Origin of the sequence: Pseudomonas phoenicis (assembly GCF_047302395.1) — a bacterium.
In the GTDB taxonomy this organism is placed as follows: domain Bacteria; phylum Pseudomonadota; class Gammaproteobacteria; order Pseudomonadales; family Pseudomonadaceae; genus Aquipseudomonas.
Map to the genome: position 1 here is coordinate 3,983,379 of NZ_CP154852.1, position 19,657 is coordinate 4,003,035.

The following is a 19,657-nucleotide window of genomic DNA, read 5'->3' on the forward strand; positions in this document are numbered from 1 at the left end:
CCCGGCACGGTTCAGGGTCTTCGTGTAAAAGGCCTTGGACTATGCTGTTGGTTAATACGGAAATTTCCTGTTTTCCTGTGGTCCTGATCTGAGACCGGAGGTTACCCTCTAGCTAATCCGTGATGACCACGGTCGATTCAGCTTGCTGCTCCGAACCGCCCACGTGGTTCGTCGTTACTCGAATCAACAAGGAGATGCCCATGCTCGTACGGTCCCTGACTCTCGCCACTTTGCTCTGCGCCGCCAGCCCGCTGTTCGCCGCCGACAGCGACGCGCCACTGGCCAAGGAACTGGGCAAGGCACGGCCCCTGGTGGTGATCGCCCCCAGCTCGGCCGATCCGACCCTGCGCGGCCTGAGCCAGGCCAGCAAGGATCCGGCCACCGAAGCAGGCTTCAAGGAGCGCAACCTGGTGCTCTACAGTGTGGCCAGCATGATGGGCATGCGTGAAGACAAGCACCTCGAACAGCAGGCCACCATGGCGCTGATCCGCGAACTCAAACTGGGTGTCAGCAAGGGCACACGGGTGATCCTGATCGGCAAGGATGGCGAGCAGCATGTGCTCAGGGACGGCGAGGGCACCGAGCCGCTCGACGCTCAGGCGGTGTTCAAGGCCGTGGACGAGCTACCGGCCAGCGAGAAGGCCGTCACCGCGCCCGAACCCGTGGCCGCTGCGCCTGCTGCAGGCAAGCCTGCCGGCAAAGACGGCAAGCCGGTCAAACCCGCCAAGCCTTCAGCTCCACCCAAGCCGCTCGAAGACTGACCTCTGCGGGCCTTCTACGCGCGTGCTCGCCGCGTACCAAGGCCCGTGCTCAGCGCCGCGGATCGAATGCTTCGCGCAGCGCCTCGCCGACGAACACCAGCAAGGCCAGTATCAGCGCCAGCGCGAAGAAGGCCGTGAATCCCAGCCACGGTGCTTCCAGGTGTTGCTTGCCCTGGGCCACCAGCTCGCCTAGCGAAGCGCTGCCGGCGGGCATGCCGAAGCCGAGGAAATCCAGGGCGGTCAGGGTGGTGATGGCGCCGGTCAGCATGAACGGCACGAAGGTCAGCGTCGCGCTCAGCGCGTTGGGCAGGATATGCCGCCACATCACCTGAAGGTCCGACAGCCCCAGCGCACGGGCCGCCTTGACGTACTCCAGGTTGCGCCCGCGAAGGAACTCGGCGCGCACCACGTCCACCAGGCCGAGCCAGGAAAACAGCGCCATGATCCCCAGCAGCCACCAGAAGTTCGGCTCCACGAAGCCGCTGAGGATGATCAGCAGGTACAGCACCGGCAACCCCGACCACACTTCCAGCAGGCGCTGACCGAGCAGGTCGACCCATCCGCCGTGGTAGCCCTGCAGAGCCCCGGCGGCGATGCCTACCATCACACTGACGGCGGTCAGGACGAAGGCGAACAGCAAGGATACCCGCGTGCCGTACAGCACCCGCGCCAGCACGTCGCGGCCCTGGTCGTCGGTGCCCAGCCAGTTGTCCGCACTGGGCGGGCTGGGGGTAGGTACCTGCAGGTCGTAGTTGGGCGTGTCGGCGCTGAAGGGTATCGGCGCGAAGAGCATCCAGCCGCCTTGGCCGGCGATCAACTGGCGCACGTACTGGCTACGGTAGTCGGGCTGGAACGGCAGCTCGCCGCCGAACTGCCGCTCGCTGTAGCGCTTCAACGCGGGCGCGTACAGCTCGCCGTGGTAGCCCAGCAGCAGCGGCTTGTCGTTGGCCACCAGTTCGGCGCCCAGGCTGAGCAGCAACAGGCCGCCGAACAGCCACAGCGACCACCACCCGCGGCGATGGCTGCGAAAACGTTGCAGGCGCCGGCGCGCCATGGGCGACAGCATCAGTGCGCCCTCGCGTCGAAGTCGATGCGCGGGTCGAGCACCGTGTAGGCCAGGTCACCGATCAGCCGAATCACCAGGCCGGCGAGGGTGAAGATGAACAGGCTGCCGAACACCACCGGATAGTCGCGTGACACCGCCGCGTCGAAGCTCATGCGGCCTATGCCGTCGAGCGAGAAGATCACTTCGATCAGCAAGGAGCCTGCGAAGAACACCGTGATCAGCGCCTGGGGCAGACCGGCCACCACCAGCAGCATGGCGTTGCGCAGCACGTGACCGTACAGCACCCGTCGCTCGCTGAGGCCCTTGGCCCGTGCCGTGACCACATACTGGCGGGCGATTTCGTCGAGCACGGCGTTCTTGGTCAGCAGGGTCAGGGTCGCGAAGCCACCGATGACCAATGCCGCCACCGGCAGCACCAGGTGCCAGAAATAATCCGCGACTTTGCCCAGCAGGCTGAGCTGGTCGAAGTCTTCCGACACCAGCCCGCGCACCGGAAACCAATTCAGCGACGTGCCGCCGGCGAACAGCACGATCAGCAGCAGCGCGAAGAGGAACGAGGGCAGGGCATAGCCGACGACGATCAGCAGGCTGCTCCAGGCATCGAAGCGGCTGCCATGGCGCACCGCCTTGCGAATGCCTAGCGGGATCGACACCAGGTAGGTGATCAGCGTCGCCCACAGGCCGAGCGAAAGCGTCACCGGCAGTTTGTCGAAGATCAGATCGGTGACCTTGGCGCCGCGAAAGAAGCTCTCGCCGAAATCCAGTCGGGCGTATTGGCTGAGCATCAGCCACAGACGTTCGGGTGCCGATTTGTCGAAGCCGTATTGGCGCTTGATGTCTTCCAGCAGCTTGGGGTCCAACCCACGGCTGGCACGCGACTCGCCGCGCAGCACGTCGGCGCTGGCGCCCGCCGCACCCGCGCCGACCCCTTGCAAGCGCGCCACGGCCTGCTCGACGGGGCCGCCGGGCGCGGCCTGGATGATGGCGAAATTCACCAGCAGAATCGCCAGCAGGGTGGGGACGATCAGCAGCAGGCGCCGCAGCAGATAGGCGGTCATGGGCGGTTCCCGCGGCGCTCGGCCATTTGCGCGTTGGTCAAGGGCGTGGGGCTGACTTCCCACCAGGCGTCCAGACCTTCGTCGTACGGTGCCGGGTGGTCGGGCTGTCCGAAGCGGTTCCACCAGACCGTCGAGCTGCCGGGTGGGTAGTAGTTGGGAATCCAGTAGTAGTTCCACTGCAACACCCGGTCCAGCGCATGGGCATGGCGCAGCAGGTCGGCTTCGCTGCTGGCGCGCACCAGGCCTTGCAGCAGCCGGTCAACGGCGGGGTCGCGCAGCACCATGAGGTTGTTCGAGCCCGGGTCGGTGGCGGCGGCCGAGCCGAAATAGTTGAGCAGCTCAGTGCCCGGCGACAGGCTGACCGGGTAGCCGGACACCACCATGTCGTAATCGCGGGCCATCAACCGGTTGACGTACTGAGCGGGGTCGACGTTGCGGATGTCGAGGGTCACACCGATTTGCGCCAGGTTGCGCTTCCACGGCAGCAGCAGGCGTTCCAAGCCGGCCTGACCGTTGAGGAAGGTGAAGCGCAAGGGCTCACCCTGGGCGTCCACCAACTGGTCGCCTTCGATCCGCCAGCCGGCGCTTTGCAACAGCGCCAGCGCCTGCAACTGCTGCGGCCGTACCAGGCCGCTGCCGTCGCTGACCGGCGCTACGAACACGCGCTCGAACACCTCGTCCGGCACCTGCCCACGCAAGGGTTCGAGCAGTTGCCGTTCGGCGGCATCGGGCAACGCCCGCGCCGCCAGGGGCGTGTTGGAGAACACGCTCTGCTGGCGGATGTACAGGTGGCGCATCATCTGCCGGTTGCTCCACTCGAAATCCCAGAGCAGCGCCAGGGCCTGGCGGGTACGGCGGTCCCGGAACACCGGTTTGCTCAGGTTGAACATGAAGCCCTGGGCCACTTGTGGTTTGCCAGGGCCCAGGTGCGCGCGTTGCAAACGCCCGTCGTCGAGCTGCGCGCCCTGGTAGCCGATGGTGTAGGCCGTGGCGGAGAACTCGCGGTTGTAGTCGTAACCGCCGCCCTTGAGCACCTGGCGGGCCACTTCGGTGTCGCTGAAGTACTCCACGCGCAGCTGGTCGAAGTTGTAGCGACCGCGGTTGACCGGCAGGTCTTTGGCCCACCACTGCGTGTTGCGCTCGAAGGTGATGCTGCGGCCGTTGTCGATCTTGCCGATGCGGTACGGGCCACTGCCCACCGGTGCGCTGAAGCCGGCGCTGTTGGCGAAGTCGCGCTGCTGCCAGTCGTGCTCGGGCAGCACCGGCAGGCTGGCCACGTCCAGGGGCAGGGTGCGGCCGTGGCCAGGGGCGAAGTCGAAGCGCACGTGCTGCGCATCTTCCACCGTCACCTGGGTGACGTCGGCGAATTGCGTACGGTAGGTGAGGCTACCCTGGCGTGTCAGCGTTTCGAAGGAGAAGCGCACGTCTTCGGCGCGCACCGGCCGACCGTCGGCGAAGGTCGCGCGCGGGTCGAGTTCGACACGCAGCCAGGCATCTTGCGGGCCGCGCTCCAGGCGGCGGGCGATCAGACCGTAAACGGTGTAGGGCTCGTCCTGCGAGCGTACGGCGAGGGGCGCATACAGCCAGCCGTCGACTTCGCTGACGCCGGTGCCCTTGTCGATGTACGGCAGGATGTGGTCGAACTGCCCCAGATTGGTCGCGGAACGTCGCAGATTGCCGCCTTTGGGCGCATCCGCGTTGACGTAGTCGAAGTGGCTGAAATGGACAGGGTAGCGCGGCGCTTGGCCGTAGACGGTGAGGGCGTGGCTGGGGGCTGCGAGGGCGGGCAGGGCGGGCGCGCCGAGCAGGCAGGCCGCAAGCCAGAGCTTGCAGCGCTGCCAGGCCAGCCGCTGGAAAGGGCGACGGGCCAATTCAGGCTCAGTCCTGACGGCTGGTGACTTCCAGCAGGTGGTAGCCGAACTGGGTCTTGACCGGGCCTTGCACGACGTTGATCGGCGCGCTGAAGACCACGGTGTCGAATTCCTTGACCATCTGGCCCGGACCGAACGAGCCCAGGTCACCGCCTTGGCGGCTGGAAGGGCAGCTGGAATTGTCTTTGGCGACCTGGGCGAAGTCGGCGCCGGCTTCGATCTGTGCTTTCAATTCGTTGCACTTGGCTTCGTCGGAAACCAGGATGTGGCGGGCGGTGGCTTTGGCCATGGGAATTGCTCCTCTTGAGAAAGGGCACAAGCCTAACTCAGGTGGAAGGGGAATGTCTTGCGCAGGCGTAGGAAGCGTCTGCGGTGAGCAAGAGATTATATAGCCTGGACCGCTACCGTTCTACCTTAGGGTACCGCCGATAACCACCTGCTGCGATGGAAGATTAGCGCATCAATGCGCAGTTTTTGTCTCATAAAACCCTTGTAAACACTGGTAAAAATGGCCATTAGAGCCTACAGTCACCTTGTGATGTATACCTTCACAGTGGAGGTCAGGTATGAAACTTGAAGATCGCATGAGCCGCTCGATTAGGCAGCGCGCAAGCGTGGTCATCTTGCGCTCGGACTTTACCAAGATGGGGAGTGACTCTCAGGTCGGACGAGTGCTTGCTCGCTTTGTGGCGGAGGGAACGCTTGTTCGCGTAAGCAAGGGTGCCTTCGCCAAAACTCGAATCAACAAGTTCACCGGCAAACCAACCCCAGCGGGAACGCTGGAAATGATCGCAGCGGAGCTTTTCCGCAAGCTCAAGATATCAGTGCAACCAAGCTCGGCCATATCGGAGTACAACAGCGGCAGATCGACCCAGATTCCCATGGGGGCGACTGTCTGCACCGGACGCCGACGCATTTCGCGGAAAGTGACGGTAGGGAATAGCACTTTAATTTATGAGAAAAATTCCAGACGATCTTAGGTCTGATATCGAAGATGCCGCCGCCGCCGGGATGCTGGGAAACCTACCCGCTGCCGTCGCTGAAAAAGATCAGCACATCACTGACGCGCTATGTGTTTTAGCTCAAATCCGGGTGATACACATTGCGAAGCAAAAGGATCGTCGCAAGGGCGATCCCGCACCGGCATCGATTGACGTTGCAACACGTTTGATTTTTGCTGGCGGCACTTGCCTTTCGAAAGCTCACGGTCTGATCGACCGGATGTCCGAAGACATTGACATCAAGGTCATACTGGAGGAAGCGCCGGACGGCTACACGCTGAAACAAGGAGTTCGTGGGCGTTTAAAGGATTTGCACCAAGAGATTGAGCGCCGCTTGACCGACATGGGCTTTGAGTACGTGGTCCATGACAACGGAGAAAACCCTCTCATGCGCGACAGCCGGCGCTACTATTGTCTGTTGGTTTCGTATGGTGCACATTTTCAGGACGTGTCTGGCGTACTTCGCCCACAGCTCAAACTTGAGCTGATACACCGCCCACCGATGCTGGCCGCTGAGCTTCGCGAAATGGGCTACATACTGGACCAGTTCGTCCAACGCCAATCCCCTCACCGCTTTCCGATGACATGTATCACAGTGGCAGAGACGTTGGCTGAGAAGGTGCTGTCGCTGCTGCGCCGTTGTGCCTGGAGCTGGGATGGACATCAACGCGGCGAATTTGACACTGCATTGGTTCGCCACGTCTATGATGTCTGGCGTATCGCAGAGAGCCAGCCTGATGCAATAGAGCCCGCCTGCCAGATCTTTGCCGCTCTTGTCCAAAAGGATGTGGAGGAATTTAACAAGCAGCATCCGGAGTTTGATCAGGACCCATACGCGGTGCTTCGGCGAAGCTTAGCCTCTGCTGCTAACCATGAAGGGCTGAAGGCGAACTTCGAGCAGCGCCTCAAGCCGCTCCTCTATACCGCGGATAAGCCGGATTTCCAAAGCTGCTATAGCGCTTTCGCTGCCGTCGCAGAGCGGCTGCTGAATCACACCGCCTGACGCCTCCCGCTGAGTGAAGCGTTTTAAGCCTGAGCTTGACCTCTGATTTATAGAACTGTTGTTGTTGATCAGCTCGCGTGTCGGGCGGTTGCTCGAATGCGCAATCTTGCCTTGAGCGGCTCAGGGACGAGCTTTTGCAGATCGGAGTCGACTGGCCGGCCTTGGTATTTCACAGCAGGATTACTTTTCTAAGAAGTAGAGTGCCTGGCCTTGGTTGAAGATGGCCGCCAGGATCGAATCTTTCTTTAGGCTTTGTGCGAAAATTCGCCAAGCGGCGATCAGGCAAGGCCGATGGCGGCCCCGCAAAAAAGGCGGGGGCGCCTAGCCGGGGGCGCCTAGCCGAGGAAGCGGAGTTTGCTGGTTGCAAATGAGCATTCCGACGAGGCCGGCCTCCGGCCTGTTTTCAATGCAGCATGATCGTCGCGCAGGCACTTTTCGTACGAAGTCTAGTCGCTGACCAGCGATGGTAGATGTAGATCCATTCGGGTAGGTGCTCCGATGCCTGCAGCCCGCCCTGCGTCAGGCACCGCTATAGACACGTGTAAACTCATCCCAACTATTGGACCTGCTGCGCAGGCCATCACGGCTAATCGGAGCGCCGAACCGGCCGCCCCAACATGGCTGTGGTGACCTTCAAGACTTGGCTACGACCCTAGATTCTCCCCCAACAGCTTTGAAGACGATTTGGATATCGGCTGGAACGCAGATCACCAGCATCAACCAAAGTCGGCACGCCGCTACCACACGCCGGAGCCTGCTTACAAACGCTCGGCAGCATCGCGCAGCAGCCGCTCGGTCGCATCCCAGCCCAGGCAGCCGTCGGTGATCGATACGCCGTACTGCAAGGCCCCTTTGCCCAATGACTGCGCGCCTTCGAACAGATGGCCTTCGAGCATCATGCCCACCACCGAGCGGTCGCCATCCAGACGTTGGCGCAACACAGCGTCGAACACCGCGGGCTGGCGCGCCGGATCCTTGCCGCTGTTGGCGTGGCTGCAATCGACCACGATCCGCGGCATCAGGCCCGCTTTGTGCAAACCTTCGCGCGCTTGGGCCAGGTGTTCGGCGCTGTAGTTCGGCCCACTGTGGCCACCTCGCAGCACCAGGTGGGTGTCAGGGTTGCCGAAGGTGTCGACGATGGCCGGGTGGCCTTGCGCGTCGATGCCGAAATGGCGGTGCGGGTGGGCAGCGCTGCGCATGGCGTCGCAGGCGATGGCCACACCGCCGTCGGTGCCGTTCTTGAAGCCCACGGGCAAGCCCAGCCCGCTGACCAGTTCGCGGTGGATCTGCGACTCGGTGGTGCGGGCGCCGATGGCGGCCCAGCTCAGCAGGTCGTCGAAGTAGCCGGCGGCCAGGGGTTGCAGCACCTCGTTGGCCAGCGGCAGGCCGCATCGCAGCAGGCCCAGCATCAACTCACGCGACAGGGTCAGGCCCGCCTGCATGTCGTCGCTGCCGTCCAGGTGCGGATCGTAGGCCAGGCCTTTCCAGCCCACGGTGGTGCGCGGTTTTTCCACGTAGGCGCGCATCACCAGCAGCAATTTGTCATCGACTGCGGCAGCCAGCGCTTGCAAGCGCTCGGCGTATTCCAAAGCCGCGCGTGGATCGTGCAGCGAGCACGGACCCAGGATCACCAGCAGGCGCTCGTCGCGGCCGTCGAGAATGGCGCGGATGGCGTGGCGGTGCCGTTCGACTTGCAGGGCGAGGTCGTGGGGCAGGGGCAGTTGCTGCTTGAGCTGGTGCGCAGTAGGCAGGCGGCGGCTGAGAGCGCTGTTGGCCGCCTGGGCCTGGGCGGGTCGCTGGGGCTGCGAGGGGGACTGGGTCAGGGCGAGGGTGGCACGGGGCATGATGATCTTCCTCAAGCGCGCGGCGGGCTCTGGCCCGCGACGTCGGCGCTAGTGATGTGTTCGACAGGTCGTTCGCAATGATCGACGCGCAGTTGTGCCACCTGGGACGGACCGATCGGAGGCGGCAGACTGGCCCGAACGGGATTGGCTAAATCGCCAGGCGCTGGTGCAAGGGCGGTAATAGTCGGCGTGGTGCATGGTGGTGTCCTTTCGATCGATTGAAATGTGTGGGCCTGAAAACGCAAAACCCCCGGACGGGAAGCCGACCGGGGGTTTGAGTATTCTCATGTTCGGCGGCCCCTCGAGAGTGGGCGCCGTGGTGGGTATCAGCGGCGCCTAGTGGCTAAACCAATACCCGAAGTAATAGCTGGAAACCGACACGCAACCAGGCACCGCAGGACGCTGTTGGCGACCGCTGGCAACGCTCTGGATGTGCAAGGGTGTGTGCATGTCGTACTCCGTGAATGGCCTCGAGCTTACTGCACCTGCGGGTGGCGATTCAATGGCTTTGCGCGGATTTTTCTTACAAGCGTCCGCCGCGCGCGGCGTTGCAAAATTTTTTGCATGCGATGAGTTTGCGACATCCTCTTCACGGCATTTTCACCTATGGCTTGGCATAGTGAAGCCACATCCGTGAAACACTTAGCCCGCCCTCCCCAGCGGGCTTTTCTTTGCCCGCCGTTCATGCACGACGCTGGTTTCTCCAGGACATGCGTTGCATCAAGCGAAACGCCTCACTTAGCATGCCGAAGATTTCCTAAAGAGAACGACAGTGGACTTCTTCATTACCTGTTTGCCCGTCCTGGCTCCGACCGTCATGGTCCTGGGGTTCTATGGCTTGATCCGCTGCATCGGCCGGATACGGCGCTTGATTTTCCCCACGCTCAGCGTTCGATTCCCGGCCAGCGCACAGCCGCTCACGGTCGACATTCCCAAACCAGGCCGCTATGTGATCAATGTCGTCATTCCGCCCATGACCTTCCTTACGGGTGTGGCGCACTTCTCAGCCAGATTCCAGGTCGTGGCTTTGCCCAGCGGCGCTTCCTTGAACTACCGATCCTATGGTCGTTCTTTGCTCCACGTGTTCCAGGTGGACAGAACCGATATGTCGGGAAGGAAGTCGATGCCGCTCGGCGCGTTCGACTGCACCGTGCCCGGGGAAATCGCCATCACGTGCTTGAACCCCGAAAGCATCCGCGCCAACTACGCGCTGGAAGTGTCCCCACACGTGCCGCAGTTGAGGTTCTTCGCTTTGGTGTTGCTGACGATCACCTCGGCGGGCATGACCATCGGCGGGTTCGTGCTTTCGATACTGACGTGGAGCGGTAACATTTGACTATCGACTCGTCCGCTTCGGTGCCCGCTTTGCATTCGATCGACCTGAAGAGCTATTCCAGATCGCCTGGATGGGTCGGGCATTTCGATGCAAAACCGGGCTCGAACCGCAGGGTGGCGGCACAGGCCGCCAATCGACTTTTGGTGAATTACCTGAAGCGGCATCCTCAGCCACTCACGGTAATGACCTCGCTGGTCATGCCCCATACCGAAAAACAGTTGCGCGGGCTCGGATACAAGGCTGGCGAAGCACGTAACCTTTAATGCACAAGCCATCAACCGAGCGCCTCTTATCACTTGCCTGGGCCCCTCCGAGGCATCCGCAGGGGCTGACCTGCGCCATGTCGCAGTCTCCGACCATGAGCTCGAGGGGCTCCTGACGGTGATCTATTCGATCATGGCGATGAATGTGTTGCGCGGCGGTTTCCAGGGGCATTTCTTCATCGCCTTCGTACACTGCGGGCTGGTGATCTATCCCCACGACGATTGCGGTTATGGGGTGTTCTAGGGCCACGATCCCGCCGCGAGCCAAGCGTTTTTAGCGGGCGTGGACGCCGAGCGTTTCGATCTTTTCCTGCACAAGTAACTCCGGCGTCCCGGTCAAATCACCTTCACCGCTCGCCCGATGAACTGGATCGGCCCGGTCGGCCGTCCGGTCGGCGAACCGCCGGCCTGCTCAAGCGTCAGCTCGAACAGCTGATCGGCCTCCAGCGGCGGCAACTGCTCCACCGGCACCTGGGCCCGCTCGCCCGGCTGCACCAGGCCCAACGACACCGGCGCCTGCCACCGGTCCACCTTGGTCCAGAACTGCAGCACCTTGCCAGCGGGCACCTGCACCGGCTCCAGCGGAATCAGCTGCAGCGCGCGGGTGTTGCTGGCCTGCACCACCCAGCCCGCCGCGCGGTCGCTGGGCGCTGCGAGCACCACCACATAGGTGCTCGGCGCAGGCGAAGAGAACCACAGCATCACCGCCAGCAGCGCACTGGTGAAGGCGCCCGCACCGGCCAGGCCTTGCCACAGCACCAGGCGCTGCCACCAGCGCGGTGCCGAGTCGGGCGAGGCCTGGGCATCGAGGCTCCGAGCGATACGCTCCCACACCGCGGCTCTGGGCGTGAGGGGTGGGGCGAGGGCGTCCAGTGCCTGCAAACGCGTCTGCCAGGCGTCCACCGCTTCACGCAGGGGCAAGTCATGCTCGAGGCGGCTGGCGACCACGGCGCGCTGCGCGCCGGGCAGGGTGCCCAGCACGTACTCGCCCGCCATGTGGTCGAGGTCGTCCGGGCGTTCGGGGTCGATTTCAGGCTTCATCCCATGCACTCCCGCAGCGCACTCAGGCTGCGTTTGATCCAGGCCTTGACGGTACCCAGCGGGGCATTCACCAACTGGGCGATCTGCCGGTGGCTGCAGCCTTCGACGTAGGCGTGCAGCACACAGGCACGGCGCACCGGGTCGAGCGCGTCCAAACAATGGTGCATACGTCCCGAAGCGAGGCGCGTGTCGGCCGTCTGCCAATGCTCGGCGTCCGTGCGCAGGCTGTCGAGCTGGTCGGGGTCCAGCGGCGTGTCGCGCTGTCCGTCGCGCACATGGTTCAGCGCCAAGTGGCGAACCACGCTGTAGATCCAGCCGCGCGCCGAACCACGGCTGGCATCGAAGCTGCCGGCGCGGGTCCAGATGCGCACGAAGCCGTCGTGCAGGACGTCTTCGGCGCTGGCGGTATCGCGCGTGATGCGCCGGGCCACGCCCAGCAAATGCGCGCCTTCGTGGTCGTACAGGGCTTGCAGGGCACGGCGGTCGCCACGGGCGCAGGCACGCAGGCAACGCTGGAAGTCGAAAGGGGCGGCGGGCTCGCTCAAGGTAGGTTCGATCCTGGTCGGCGCAGTCGGCGCACCGGTTGCTGCTCAGGGTAGACCAGCGCTGGCGATCTGCCTGCCCAGCACGCGCGGGCAGGCATTCGCTCGGCGCGGTCGGCGCGTCAGAGGCGCGTGCGCGAAGCTGTGCGGCCGGTCATTCGTCTGCCCAGAAGAGGTAGTCGGCCTGGTACTGGACCACCTGCTTTTCGCCCTTGTTCTGCGCGGTGCAGGCACTGGCCGGGGCGACGCCGCCGCGGGTCGCCAGGCGCTGTACGTAGCGCACCGGCTGCATGGCACCTTTGCCCTCGGCCGGGTTGGCCTTGACCAGTTGATAGGGGATGTCACCTGTACCGGCCGGCGCGATGGCCACCTGGGTGCCGGTGATGCTCGAACCGTCGCTGGCCTTCCAGGTGGCGGGCGGGCCGAAGTATTCACCGACCGGGTTGCCGCGGCGGTCCTTGAGGGTCGCCTTGGGGCCTGCGAAGAACCATTCGGTCTGGCCGGGGGCATTGGCCTTGTCGCGGCACTCGTAGGTGATTTCGCCGACCCCGGTGGTCTGGAGCACCATGGCGTGCCCGGGCGGCACGGCGACGGCCGCTGGCACCGAGGTCTGAGCCTGGGCGGCGGGTAGGGCGATGCCGAGCGACAGGCCGCCAACGAGCAGCAGGGATGCAGGTTTGAAGGTCATGGTGAATCTCCTGGGTGGGCGACCGACGGCTCATCCGTCGGCGCTTGGGCATGCGGCTGAACGCGCTGCCTGTAGGGGATACCCGCGAGGATGAAATCTGGATGCAGGCACGGAGAAAAAAACCTCCGCCCAAGGTCAGAGCCTGTGCCTCGACCGGCCGCGCTTCACGCAAGCGGGCCGTATCCTTCCTCTGGCCTTCTCCGAGCCTTGCCCATGCCCGCAATCGACCCCGCCGTCGCCATTTGGACCCTTTGCGCCGTTGCCACCGCTGCCGTCATCCTGCGCCCCTGGCGCGTGCCGGAATGGGTCTGGGCGGTGGGCGGGGCTGTGCTGCTGACGCTGTTCGGGCTGATTCCCATGAAGACCACCCTGGCGGCCATGGCCGAAGGTCGCGATGTCTACCTGTTCCTGGTCGGCATGATGGTGCTTGCCGAGCTGTCGCGGCAGCAGGGCCTGTTCGATTGGCTGGCGATGTATGCGGTGCGCCACGCCAAGGGCTCTGGCCAGCGCTTGTTCGACCTGGTGTTTCTGGTCGGCACGCTGGTGACCGTGCTGCTCTCCAACGACGCTACCGCCGTGGTGCTGACCCCCGCGGTGTACGCCGCGTGCCGCGCGGCCAGGGCCGAGCCGCTGCCGTATCTGTTCATCTGCGCGTTCATCGCCAACGCCGCGAGTTTCGTCCTGCCGATTTCCAACCCGGCCAATTTGGTGGTGTTCGGCACGCAGATGCCGCCGCTGCTCGACTGGTTGCGGCTGTTCGGCCTGCCGTCGCTGGCGGCCATCGCCTTGACCTACCTGGCGTTGCGCCTGGCCGTACGGCGGCAGATCGCCCAGCCGTTGACCACCGCCATCACCGTGCAGCCGCTGCCGTCTGGCGGGCTGCTGTGCGCGTGGGGCATCGCGGCCACCGCCGCACTGCTGCTGCTGGCATCGGCGCTTGGCTGGGAGCTGGGTTTGCCGACGTTCTGCGCCGGGCTGGCGACTGCCGGGCTGGTCCACTTGCTGCAACGGCGCTCGCCGCTGCCGGTGCTGCGCCAGGTGGCTTGGGGCGTGCTGCCGTTGGTGGCGGGGTTGTTCGTGCTGGTCGAGGCCGTGGCGCAAACCGGGCTGATCGAACGCATGGCTCAGGCCCTGCAGCATCTAGCTCAGCACGCGCCGGTGCAGGCCAGTTGGGCCGCCGGGCTGCTCGCGGCAATCGCCGGCAACTTGATGAACAATCTGCCCACCGGCCTGATCGCCGGCTCCATGGGCCAGCTGGCCGAGCTGCCGGCGCAGACCACGGCCTCGCTGTTGATCGGGGTGGACCTGGGCCCGAACCTGTCGATCACCGGCTCGCTCGCCACATTGTTGTGGCTGGTGGCGATCCGCCGCGAGGGTCAGCACGTCAGCGCCTGGGGTTTCCTGCGCCTGGGGGTGCTGGTGATGCCGCCGGCATTGGTTGCAGCGTTGTTGCTCTTGCAGCTGTGACTCGCTGGCAAGGCCTGCAGAGGCAGCTCCACGATCTGCCTCACGTCGGCGGAACCCCGCCAGCGACGCAAAGCTCATAGTCTTGAAAGCCCGACAGCCTGCGAAACGTGTTCTGCACACAGCAGTTGATAGCTCTGATCCATCCTCGCGCACCCAGCAGTACGGGAACAATTGCCATAGCCATAGAACGACATGGAATAATCGATAACTTTTGGTTATTGGTAAAAGTATTTATAGAACAGGAAACTTTGGCCCCCATTCATTCAGTTGATGCATGTCAAAGCCTTGCATTCAAAGGTGTGCCTCTTGAGTATTTCCCTAAGCGGGCAGCTGGCTGACGCGCTTTTACATACCCGACCACGGGACGAACAACGCCAGCGAGCGCGCGAGGGTGTGGTCGATTACTTCGCCTGCCTGCTACCGGTACAGCTGGGCCTGCTCGACGACGCCGGCCTCGAACCCGTGCGCCGGGCTTTCCCTGCGCAGCCAGGCAGCGATAACCATGCGCTGCAATTGGGCTACATGAGCCATGCGCTGGATTTCGACGACTACCACGCCACCTTTCGCGGGCACCCGAGCGCGGTCGTGCTCTCGACGCTGCTGACGCTCGCCCAGTCGTTGCCGCACCTGGACCGTAATGCCTTCCTCGATGCCTACGTCGTCGGCGTGGAGCTGTGCGGGCGTCTGGGCAAGGCCATCGGCACCCGCCATTACGCTGCCGGCCTGCATAGCACCGCGACTCTGGGCGGGATCGCTGCCACAGGTGCGGCCTGCCGCTTGCTGCACCTGAGCGTCGAACACACGCAGGTCGCCCTGGGCCTGGCCGCCACGCAAGCGGCAGGGCTGCGCGCGCAGTTCGGCAGCGCCGGCAAGGCCCTGCACGCAGGCTTCGCCGCGCGTCAAGCCGTCGATAGCGTGCGCCTGGCGCAGGGCGGCTTCGCGGCGCAGCGCGATGCCGTGCTGGAAGCTTTTCTGGACATTCTCGGCCTGGGCGCGGCGCGGCCCGACGACCTCCTGGCCGGATGGGGCGCACCTTGGCGGATCAGTGTCCCGGGCTTGGAGTTCAAACGCTATCCCACCTGCGGCGGTACCCACAGCGCTATCGAAGCGGCATTCGCGTTGCGCGTCGCCGAAGGTTTCTCCCTCGAGGCCATCGATGCCATCGAAGTGAGCTTCCCGCCCGGTGCCGACACGGCGCCGTCGATCCGCCAGGCGCAGACCGGCGTGCAGGGCCGTTTCAGCCTCGAATACGTGATCGCCGACGCCTTGCTCAATGGCGTCATCGCCCTGGAGCGTTACGGCGAGCAAGCGGTGGAGCCGGCCATCGCCGCATTGGCCGGCAAGGTACGGCGCGTGCCCGACCTCAGCGCACCGGCAGACGAGCTCGACCCCGACCTGCGCTTCCATCGCGTCACGCTGCACCTCGACGATGGCCGGCGCCTCAGCCATTGCGTGACCCGCAAGCAGACCGCCGCCGCGCCCACCGACGTCCTGGCCAAGCTGCGCAGCAACCTGCATGCCTTGCCCGGCGAGCGCCTCGATGCGCTGTGCGCCGACCTTCAGTTGGCCGACGATGCCGCACTGCATCGCCTGGTCGCCCTCATTCGCTGTCATTAAGGATTTCTCCATGTCCCTGCAACAGACGTCATCTCGTCAACTGCGCCTGGGCCTGTTCGTGCAAGCCCTCGGCCACCACGTCGGCGGCTGGCGCGCTGACGGCGCCGAAGGCTCGCCCACTGACATCCAGTGGTTCAGCTGGATCGCCAAGACCGCCGAACAGGGCAAGTTCGACATGTTCTTCGTCGGCGACGCCCTGGCCACCAGCGTGCACCGCCTGCCGTCGACCATGTCGCGCCTGGAACCCCTGACCCTGCTCTCGGCCCTGGCCGTGCAGACCCAGCACATCGGCCTGGCCGCCACCGCTTCGACCACCTTCGACGAGCCGTTCCACCTGGCCCGCGCCCTGTGTTCGGTCGATCACATCAGCGGCGGGCGTATGGCCTGGAACGTGGTGACTTCGTTCTCCGCCGACGCCGCGCGCAACTTCAGCCGCGAAGACCTGCCATCCCACGCCGACCGCTATGAAGTGGCGCGCGAGTTCCTCGACGTGGCCTTCAAGCTGTGGGACGGCTGGGAAGAGGGCGCCATCGTCCGCGACAAGGCCAGCGGCCGCTACAGCGACGAGAGCAAGATCCATGCGGCCAACCACAAGGGCAAGCACTTCCAGGTGCAGGGCCCGCTGAACATCGCGCGTTCGCCCCAAGGCCGCCCGGTGATCATCGAAGCCGGCTCCTCACCGGCGGGGCAGCGGTTGGCTGCGCAGACCGCCGAAGTGGTGTTCACCGCCGCCGCTTCGCTGGAAGAAGGCCAAGCCTTCTACCGTAGCCAGAAGCAGTTCGTCCGCGAGGCCGGGCGCAACCCCGACCACCTGCTGATCCTGCCGGGGGTCATGCCCATCGTCGGCCGCACGCGCGAACAGGCCCAGGCGGTGTGGGACCAGCTCAACGAGCTGGTGGACATCGACAACGGCATCGAGCAACTGTCGGCTCGCTTCGGCACCGACATGCGCGCCTACCCGCTGGACGGTCCGGTGCCGGAAATCAAGCCCACCGAAGGCAGCCAGAGCCGGGTCAAGCTGCTCACCGAGCTGGCCGCACGGGAAAACCTCACCTTGCGCCAGCTGGCCGCCGTAGCGGCCGGGTCGCGTGGTCACCGGGTGATCGTCGGCACCGCCGAAGACATCGCCGACGATTTCCAGGCCTGGCTCGAACAGGGCGGCGCCGACGGCTTCAACATCATGCCGGCCGTGTTGCCCGAGCAGCTGCAACTGTTCGTCGAGTTGGTCATCCCCGAGCTGCAACGCCGCGGGTTGTTCCGCAGCGAATACCAATACGCCACCCTGCGTGAAAACCTGGGTCTGCCCAGCGTCACCGACAACTTCGCTGCCGTCGCCCCGACGGCCGCCGATAAGGAATGAGCCATGAATAAACCTGCACTGATCAGCGCCGTCGCCGCGCTGCTGGCCGTTCCCGGCGCCTTTGCCGCGCCTGCCCCGGGCAGCGTGCCGTTCGACGCCACCGCCAAACCCGCAGCCGACGCCAAGCTGCACGCGAGCCTGCCCGAAGCGATCCGGAAACGCGGCTACATCGTTGCCGGCACCAACCCCAACACGCCGCCGACCACCTTCTACCAGGCCGACAACAAGACCCTCGCCGGTCGTGAGATCGACATCATCAGCGCCGTGGCCGACCGCCTGGGCGTGCAACTGCAACTCAAGGACACCGGCGGCTTCGACAACATCATTCCGGGGCTCAAGTCCGGCCGTTACGACGCCGCCCTGGCGAACATCGACGCCAATGCCAAGCGCCTCGAGCAAGTCGATTTCGTCGGCTACTACAACGCCTCCAAGCTGGCGCTGATCGGCCGTGCCGACGCCAATCCGGGGCCGTTCAACAGCCTCGACGCGCTGTGCGGCCAGACGGTCGGCGCCGGCGCCGGCACCTCCCAGCTGACGCGCCTGCAGCAGGCCAGCGAAGCCTGCGTGGCCGCCGGCAAGAAAGCCATCAACGTACCCATCTTCCCGGACCGCCCGGCCGGCGTGCAGGCCGTGATCAGCAGCCGCGTACCGATGTTCTTCGGCCCCTACGAGGGCCTGCGTTACCAGGCCAGCCACGTCAAGGCGCTGACCATGGCCGGCGAGATCACTATCGAAGACACCATCGTGTCCATCGCGCTGCCCAAGCAGTCGCCGTTGGGTAAACCGGTCCAGGCCGCGCTCAATTCGTTGATCGCCGACGGCACCTACCAGCAGATCCTCGACAAGTGGGAAATTGGCTTCGGTGCGGTCAAATCGGCCGGTCTCAACGAAGAAAACATCCGATGAAGCCAGCGTTCGACGCCGACGGCGCCGGCCTGCGCATCGTCGCCAATCGCCATTGGGGGCGTTGGGCCAGTGCCGCGGTGGTGATCGCGGTGCTGGGCCTGGTGCTGCATTCGATGCTCGACAACCCGCGCTTCGAATGGGACGTGGTGGCCGCCAACCTCACCGAAGAGTCGATCCTCAACGGTGTGCTGATGACCATCAAGCTCACCGCGATTTCCGTGGTGTTCGGCTTCGCCGGGGGCACGCTGCTGGCGCTGATGCGCCTCTCGTCCAACCCGGTGCTGGTGGCGGTGAGCTGGGGCTACACCTGGTTCTTCCGCGCGGTGCCGATGCTGGTGCAGCTGTTCCTCTGGTACAACATCGCCGCCCTCTACCCACGTCTGGCGCTGAGCCTGCCGTGGGTGGGCGAGGTGTGGAGCGCGGCCACCAACGAGGTCATCAGCCCCTTCAGTGCGGCGGTGCTGGCCTTGGTGATCCACCAGTCGGCCTATGCCGCCGAGATCATTCGCGCCGGCATCCAGAGCGTGGGCGCCGGCCAGCTGGAGGCGGCCAAAGCCCTGGGGTATCGCCCTGGGCAGATCTTCCGCCAGACCGTCTTGCCCCAGGCCATGCGCACCATCCTGCCGCCGGCCGGCAACGAGGTGATCGGTCAGCTGAAAACCACCGCCGTGGTCTCGGTGATCGCACTGCAGGACGTGCTGTATTCGGCGCAGATCATCTACCAACGCACCTATGAGGTGATTCCGCTGCTGCTGGTCGCCACTGCCTGGTACCTGTTGATGACCTCCGTGCTGTCGGTGTTGCAACATTTCATCGAGGTGCGCTTCAGCCGCGGCAACACCCAGGGCCGGCGCAACTGGTTGGGCCGCAGCGTCACCCGCCAGGAGTCCGAAGCATGAGCGAGTCGATCCACCTGCGCGGGGTGCGCAAGCAGTTTTCCGGCAATACGGTGCTCAAGGACATCGACCTGGACATCGCGGCCGGCTCGGTGACGGTGATCCTCGGGCCTTCGGGCTCGGGCAAATCGACCTTGCTGCGCTGCATCAACCACCTGGAAAAGCTCGACGGCGGCACCATCCATGTCGGCGACACCTTGATCGGCTATACGCGCAAAGGGCAGACGTTGCACGAACTGCCGGAAAAGCGCGTGGCCGAGCAGCGCCAGCGCATCGGCATGGTGTTCCAGCAGTTCAACCTGTTCCCGCACCGTACGGTGCTGCAGAACATCGTCGATGCGCCACTGCGCATCCTCGGGCAGAAACGCAGCGATGTGCAGGCGCGGGCCATGGCCTTGCTGGAGCAGGTGGGCCTGGCCCATCGTGCCCATGCATGGCCCCGCGAGCTGTCCGGCGGGCAGCAGCAGCGCGTGGCGATCGCCCGTGCGCTGGCCATGCAGCCGCAGGTGTTGCTGTTCGACGAACCGACCTCGGCGCTGGACCCGGAGCTGGTGGGCGAAGTGCTGCAGGTGATGAAGCAGCTGGCGCACTCGGGCATCACCATGGTGGTGGTCACCCATGAGATCGGTTTCGCCCGGGAAGTGGCGGACAACATCGTGTTCATGGACCAGGGACAGATCGTCGAGCAGGGCGACGCCCGTTCGTTGCTGGACAACCCGCAGCACCCGCGCTTTCGCGAGTTCCTCGCCAGCGTGCTGTAGGGGCGGCCGGCTCCGCGTGCGGGGCCGGTCATTTCTCACGATTGCGCTCAAGACTCAGCGGGCCTTACCGATAACCGCATAGGCCCTCTTTTCTTGTCGCATGGAATGCGATCCCCATCGGATACCGTCTCCATGTCGATACGCAGTTTGAACATCGCCCCTCGTGCTTTGCTGGG

At 64.6% G+C, this 19,657-nt stretch carries 20 protein-coding genes; 12 read left to right on the forward strand and 8 right to left on the reverse strand.

Features of this window, described 5'->3' with window-relative positions:
- The first annotated feature begins 200 nt into the window (after positions 1-200).
- Positions 201-761, forward strand: a complete 561-nt coding sequence (locus tag AA0Z93_RS18115; RefSeq protein WP_413047584.1) for a DUF4174 domain-containing protein — start codon at positions 201-203, stop codon at positions 759-761.
- A 49-nt stretch (positions 762-810) separates the two neighbouring features.
- On the opposite strand, the gene AA0Z93_RS18120 is transcribed toward AA0Z93_RS18115, so the two are convergent.
- From AA0Z93_RS18120 to AA0Z93_RS18135, 4 genes are all read right to left on the reverse strand, one after another.
- On the reverse strand, positions 811-1,827 hold the full coding sequence (locus AA0Z93_RS18120) for an ABC transporter permease (RefSeq protein ID WP_413047583.1): 1,017 nt from the start codon (positions 1,825-1,827) through the stop codon (positions 811-813).
- Entirely contained in the window at positions 1,827-2,885 is a 1,059-nt protein-coding gene (locus AA0Z93_RS18125) for a microcin C ABC transporter permease YejB (protein WP_413047582.1), read from the reverse strand. The genes AA0Z93_RS18120 and AA0Z93_RS18125 overlap by 1 nt, the downstream gene beginning before the upstream one ends.
- Positions 2,882-4,693 carry an extracellular solute-binding protein gene (locus AA0Z93_RS18130; protein ID WP_413048404.1) on the reverse strand — a complete coding sequence of 604 codons (1,812 nt, stop codon included), beginning with the start codon at positions 4,691-4,693 and terminating at the stop codon, positions 2,882-2,884. Before AA0Z93_RS18130 ends, AA0Z93_RS18125 begins: the two co-directional genes overlap by 4 nt.
- A gap of 70 nt (positions 4,694-4,763) precedes the next feature.
- Positions 4,764-5,045: a peptidylprolyl isomerase gene (locus AA0Z93_RS18135; RefSeq protein WP_413047581.1), complete on the reverse strand. Its 282-nt coding sequence runs from the start codon at positions 5,043-5,045 to the stop codon at positions 4,764-4,766.
- Between the two features lie 277 nt (positions 5,046-5,322).
- Between AA0Z93_RS18135 and AA0Z93_RS18140 the strand changes: the two genes are divergently transcribed.
- Both AA0Z93_RS18140 and AA0Z93_RS18145 read left to right on the forward strand, forming a co-directional pair.
- Positions 5,323-5,736 (forward strand): DUF6088 family protein, encoded by a 414-nt coding sequence (locus tag AA0Z93_RS18140; protein WP_413047580.1) that lies wholly within the window; start codon positions 5,323-5,325, stop codon positions 5,734-5,736.
- Entirely contained in the window at positions 5,711-6,760 is a 1,050-nt protein-coding gene (locus tag AA0Z93_RS18145) for a nucleotidyl transferase AbiEii/AbiGii toxin family protein (protein WP_413047579.1), read from the forward strand. The genes AA0Z93_RS18140 and AA0Z93_RS18145 overlap by 26 nt, the downstream gene beginning before the upstream one ends.
- Positions 6,761-7,518: 758 nt before the next feature.
- Here the strand turns inward: AA0Z93_RS18145 and AA0Z93_RS18150 are convergent.
- Positions 7,519-8,604, reverse strand: a complete 1,086-nt coding sequence (locus AA0Z93_RS18150) for a 3-deoxy-7-phosphoheptulonate synthase (protein WP_413047578.1) — start codon at positions 8,602-8,604, stop codon at positions 7,519-7,521.
- A 772-nt stretch (positions 8,605-9,376) separates the two neighbouring features.
- On the opposite strand from AA0Z93_RS18150, the gene AA0Z93_RS18155 reads away from it, so the two are divergent.
- From AA0Z93_RS18155 to AA0Z93_RS18165, 3 genes are all read left to right on the forward strand, one after another.
- Positions 9,377-9,940 (forward strand): hypothetical protein, encoded by a 564-nt coding sequence (locus AA0Z93_RS18155; protein WP_413047577.1) that lies wholly within the window; start codon positions 9,377-9,379, stop codon positions 9,938-9,940.
- Complete coding sequence (locus AA0Z93_RS18160) at positions 9,937-10,203, forward strand: hypothetical protein (protein WP_413047576.1); 267 nt, start codon at positions 9,937-9,939, stop codon at positions 10,201-10,203. The genes AA0Z93_RS18155 and AA0Z93_RS18160 overlap by 4 nt, the downstream gene beginning before the upstream one ends.
- Positions 10,204-10,321: 118 nt before the next feature.
- Positions 10,322-10,447 carry a hypothetical protein gene (locus AA0Z93_RS18165; RefSeq protein ID WP_413047575.1) on the forward strand — a complete coding sequence of 42 codons (126 nt, stop codon included), beginning with the start codon at positions 10,322-10,324 and terminating at the stop codon, positions 10,445-10,447.
- A gap of 92 nt (positions 10,448-10,539) precedes the next feature.
- Here AA0Z93_RS18165 and AA0Z93_RS18170 read toward each other — a convergent pair whose 3' ends face one another.
- From AA0Z93_RS18170 to AA0Z93_RS18180, 3 genes are all read right to left on the reverse strand, one after another.
- A complete protein-coding gene (locus tag AA0Z93_RS18170) occupies positions 10,540-11,244 on the reverse strand; it encodes an anti-sigma factor domain-containing protein (protein ID WP_413047574.1) in 705 nt (234 codons plus the stop codon).
- Positions 11,241-11,789: a sigma-70 family RNA polymerase sigma factor gene (locus AA0Z93_RS18175; RefSeq protein WP_413047573.1), complete on the reverse strand. Its 549-nt coding sequence runs from the start codon at positions 11,787-11,789 to the stop codon at positions 11,241-11,243. Before AA0Z93_RS18175 ends, AA0Z93_RS18170 begins: the two co-directional genes overlap by 4 nt.
- A gap of 151 nt (positions 11,790-11,940) precedes the next feature.
- Positions 11,941-12,474, reverse strand: coding sequence for a DUF3455 domain-containing protein (locus AA0Z93_RS18180; protein WP_413047572.1), 534 nt, complete (start codon positions 12,472-12,474; stop codon positions 11,941-11,943).
- A 213-nt stretch (positions 12,475-12,687) separates the two neighbouring features.
- Here AA0Z93_RS18180 and AA0Z93_RS18185 point away from each other — a divergent pair, with 213 nt between their 5' ends.
- The 6 genes from AA0Z93_RS18185 (at position 12,688) to AA0Z93_RS18210 (ending at position 19,481) form a co-directional block, all read left to right on the forward strand.
- Positions 12,688-13,941 carry an arsenic transporter gene (locus AA0Z93_RS18185; RefSeq protein WP_413047571.1) on the forward strand — a complete coding sequence of 418 codons (1,254 nt, stop codon included), beginning with the start codon at positions 12,688-12,690 and terminating at the stop codon, positions 13,939-13,941.
- 306 nt (positions 13,942-14,247) lie between these two features.
- Positions 14,248-15,558 (forward strand): MmgE/PrpD family protein, encoded by a 1,311-nt coding sequence (locus AA0Z93_RS18190; RefSeq protein ID WP_413047570.1) that lies wholly within the window; start codon positions 14,248-14,250, stop codon positions 15,556-15,558.
- Positions 15,559-15,568: 10 nt separating this feature from the next.
- Positions 15,569-16,918, forward strand: coding sequence for an LLM class flavin-dependent oxidoreductase (locus AA0Z93_RS18195; RefSeq protein WP_413047569.1), 1,350 nt, complete (start codon positions 15,569-15,571; stop codon positions 16,916-16,918).
- A gap of 3 nt (positions 16,919-16,921) precedes the next feature.
- Entirely contained in the window at positions 16,922-17,824 is a 903-nt protein-coding gene (locus AA0Z93_RS18200; protein WP_413047568.1) for an ABC transporter substrate-binding protein, read from the forward strand.
- Complete coding sequence (locus AA0Z93_RS18205) at positions 17,821-18,723, forward strand: amino acid ABC transporter permease (RefSeq protein ID WP_413047567.1); 903 nt, start codon at positions 17,821-17,823, stop codon at positions 18,721-18,723. The genes AA0Z93_RS18200 and AA0Z93_RS18205 overlap by 4 nt, the downstream gene beginning before the upstream one ends.
- Complete coding sequence (locus AA0Z93_RS18210) at positions 18,720-19,481, forward strand: amino acid ABC transporter ATP-binding protein (protein ID WP_413047566.1); 762 nt, start codon at positions 18,720-18,722, stop codon at positions 19,479-19,481. The genes AA0Z93_RS18205 and AA0Z93_RS18210 overlap by 4 nt, the downstream gene beginning before the upstream one ends.
- Positions 19,482-19,657 lie beyond the last annotated feature (176 nt).

What these genes read in the sequence shown, in the direction of transcription:
- AA0Z93_RS18205 (WP_413047567.1), top strand. Translation starts at nt 17,821, where the DNA reads ATGAAGCCAGCGTTCGACGCCGACGGCGCCGGCCTGCGCATCGTCGCC.
- AA0Z93_RS18145 (WP_413047579.1), top strand. Translation starts at nt 5,711, where the DNA reads ATGAGAAAAATTCCAGACGATCTTAGGTCTGATATCGAAGATGCCGCC.
- AA0Z93_RS18115 (WP_413047584.1), top strand. Translation starts at nt 201, where the DNA reads ATGCTCGTACGGTCCCTGACTCTCGCCACTTTGCTCTGCGCCGCCAGC.
- AA0Z93_RS18120 (WP_413047583.1), bottom strand. Translation starts at nt 1,827, where the DNA reads ATGCTGTCGCCCATGGCGCGCCGGCGCCTGCAACGTTTTCGCAGCCAT.
- AA0Z93_RS18135 (WP_413047581.1), bottom strand. Translation starts at nt 5,045, where the DNA reads ATGGCCAAAGCCACCGCCCGCCACATCCTGGTTTCCGACGAAGCCAAG.
- AA0Z93_RS18125 (WP_413047582.1), bottom strand. Translation starts at nt 2,885, where the DNA reads ATGACCGCCTATCTGCTGCGGCGCCTGCTGCTGATCGTCCCCACCCTG.
- AA0Z93_RS18195 (WP_413047569.1), top strand. Translation starts at nt 15,569, where the DNA reads ATGTCCCTGCAACAGACGTCATCTCGTCAACTGCGCCTGGGCCTGTTC.
- AA0Z93_RS18180 (WP_413047572.1), bottom strand. Translation starts at nt 12,474, where the DNA reads ATGACCTTCAAACCTGCATCCCTGCTGCTCGTTGGCGGCCTGTCGCTC.
- AA0Z93_RS18185 (WP_413047571.1), top strand. Translation starts at nt 12,688, where the DNA reads ATGCCCGCAATCGACCCCGCCGTCGCCATTTGGACCCTTTGCGCCGTT.
- AA0Z93_RS18210 (WP_413047566.1), top strand. Translation starts at nt 18,720, where the DNA reads ATGAGCGAGTCGATCCACCTGCGCGGGGTGCGCAAGCAGTTTTCCGGC.
- AA0Z93_RS18200 (WP_413047568.1), top strand. Translation starts at nt 16,922, where the DNA reads ATGAATAAACCTGCACTGATCAGCGCCGTCGCCGCGCTGCTGGCCGTT.
- AA0Z93_RS18140 (WP_413047580.1), top strand. Translation starts at nt 5,323, where the DNA reads ATGAAACTTGAAGATCGCATGAGCCGCTCGATTAGGCAGCGCGCAAGC.
- AA0Z93_RS18170 (WP_413047574.1), bottom strand. Translation starts at nt 11,244, where the DNA reads ATGAAGCCTGAAATCGACCCCGAACGCCCGGACGACCTCGACCACATG.
- AA0Z93_RS18150 (WP_413047578.1), bottom strand. Translation starts at nt 8,604, where the DNA reads ATGCCCCGTGCCACCCTCGCCCTGACCCAGTCCCCCTCGCAGCCCCAG.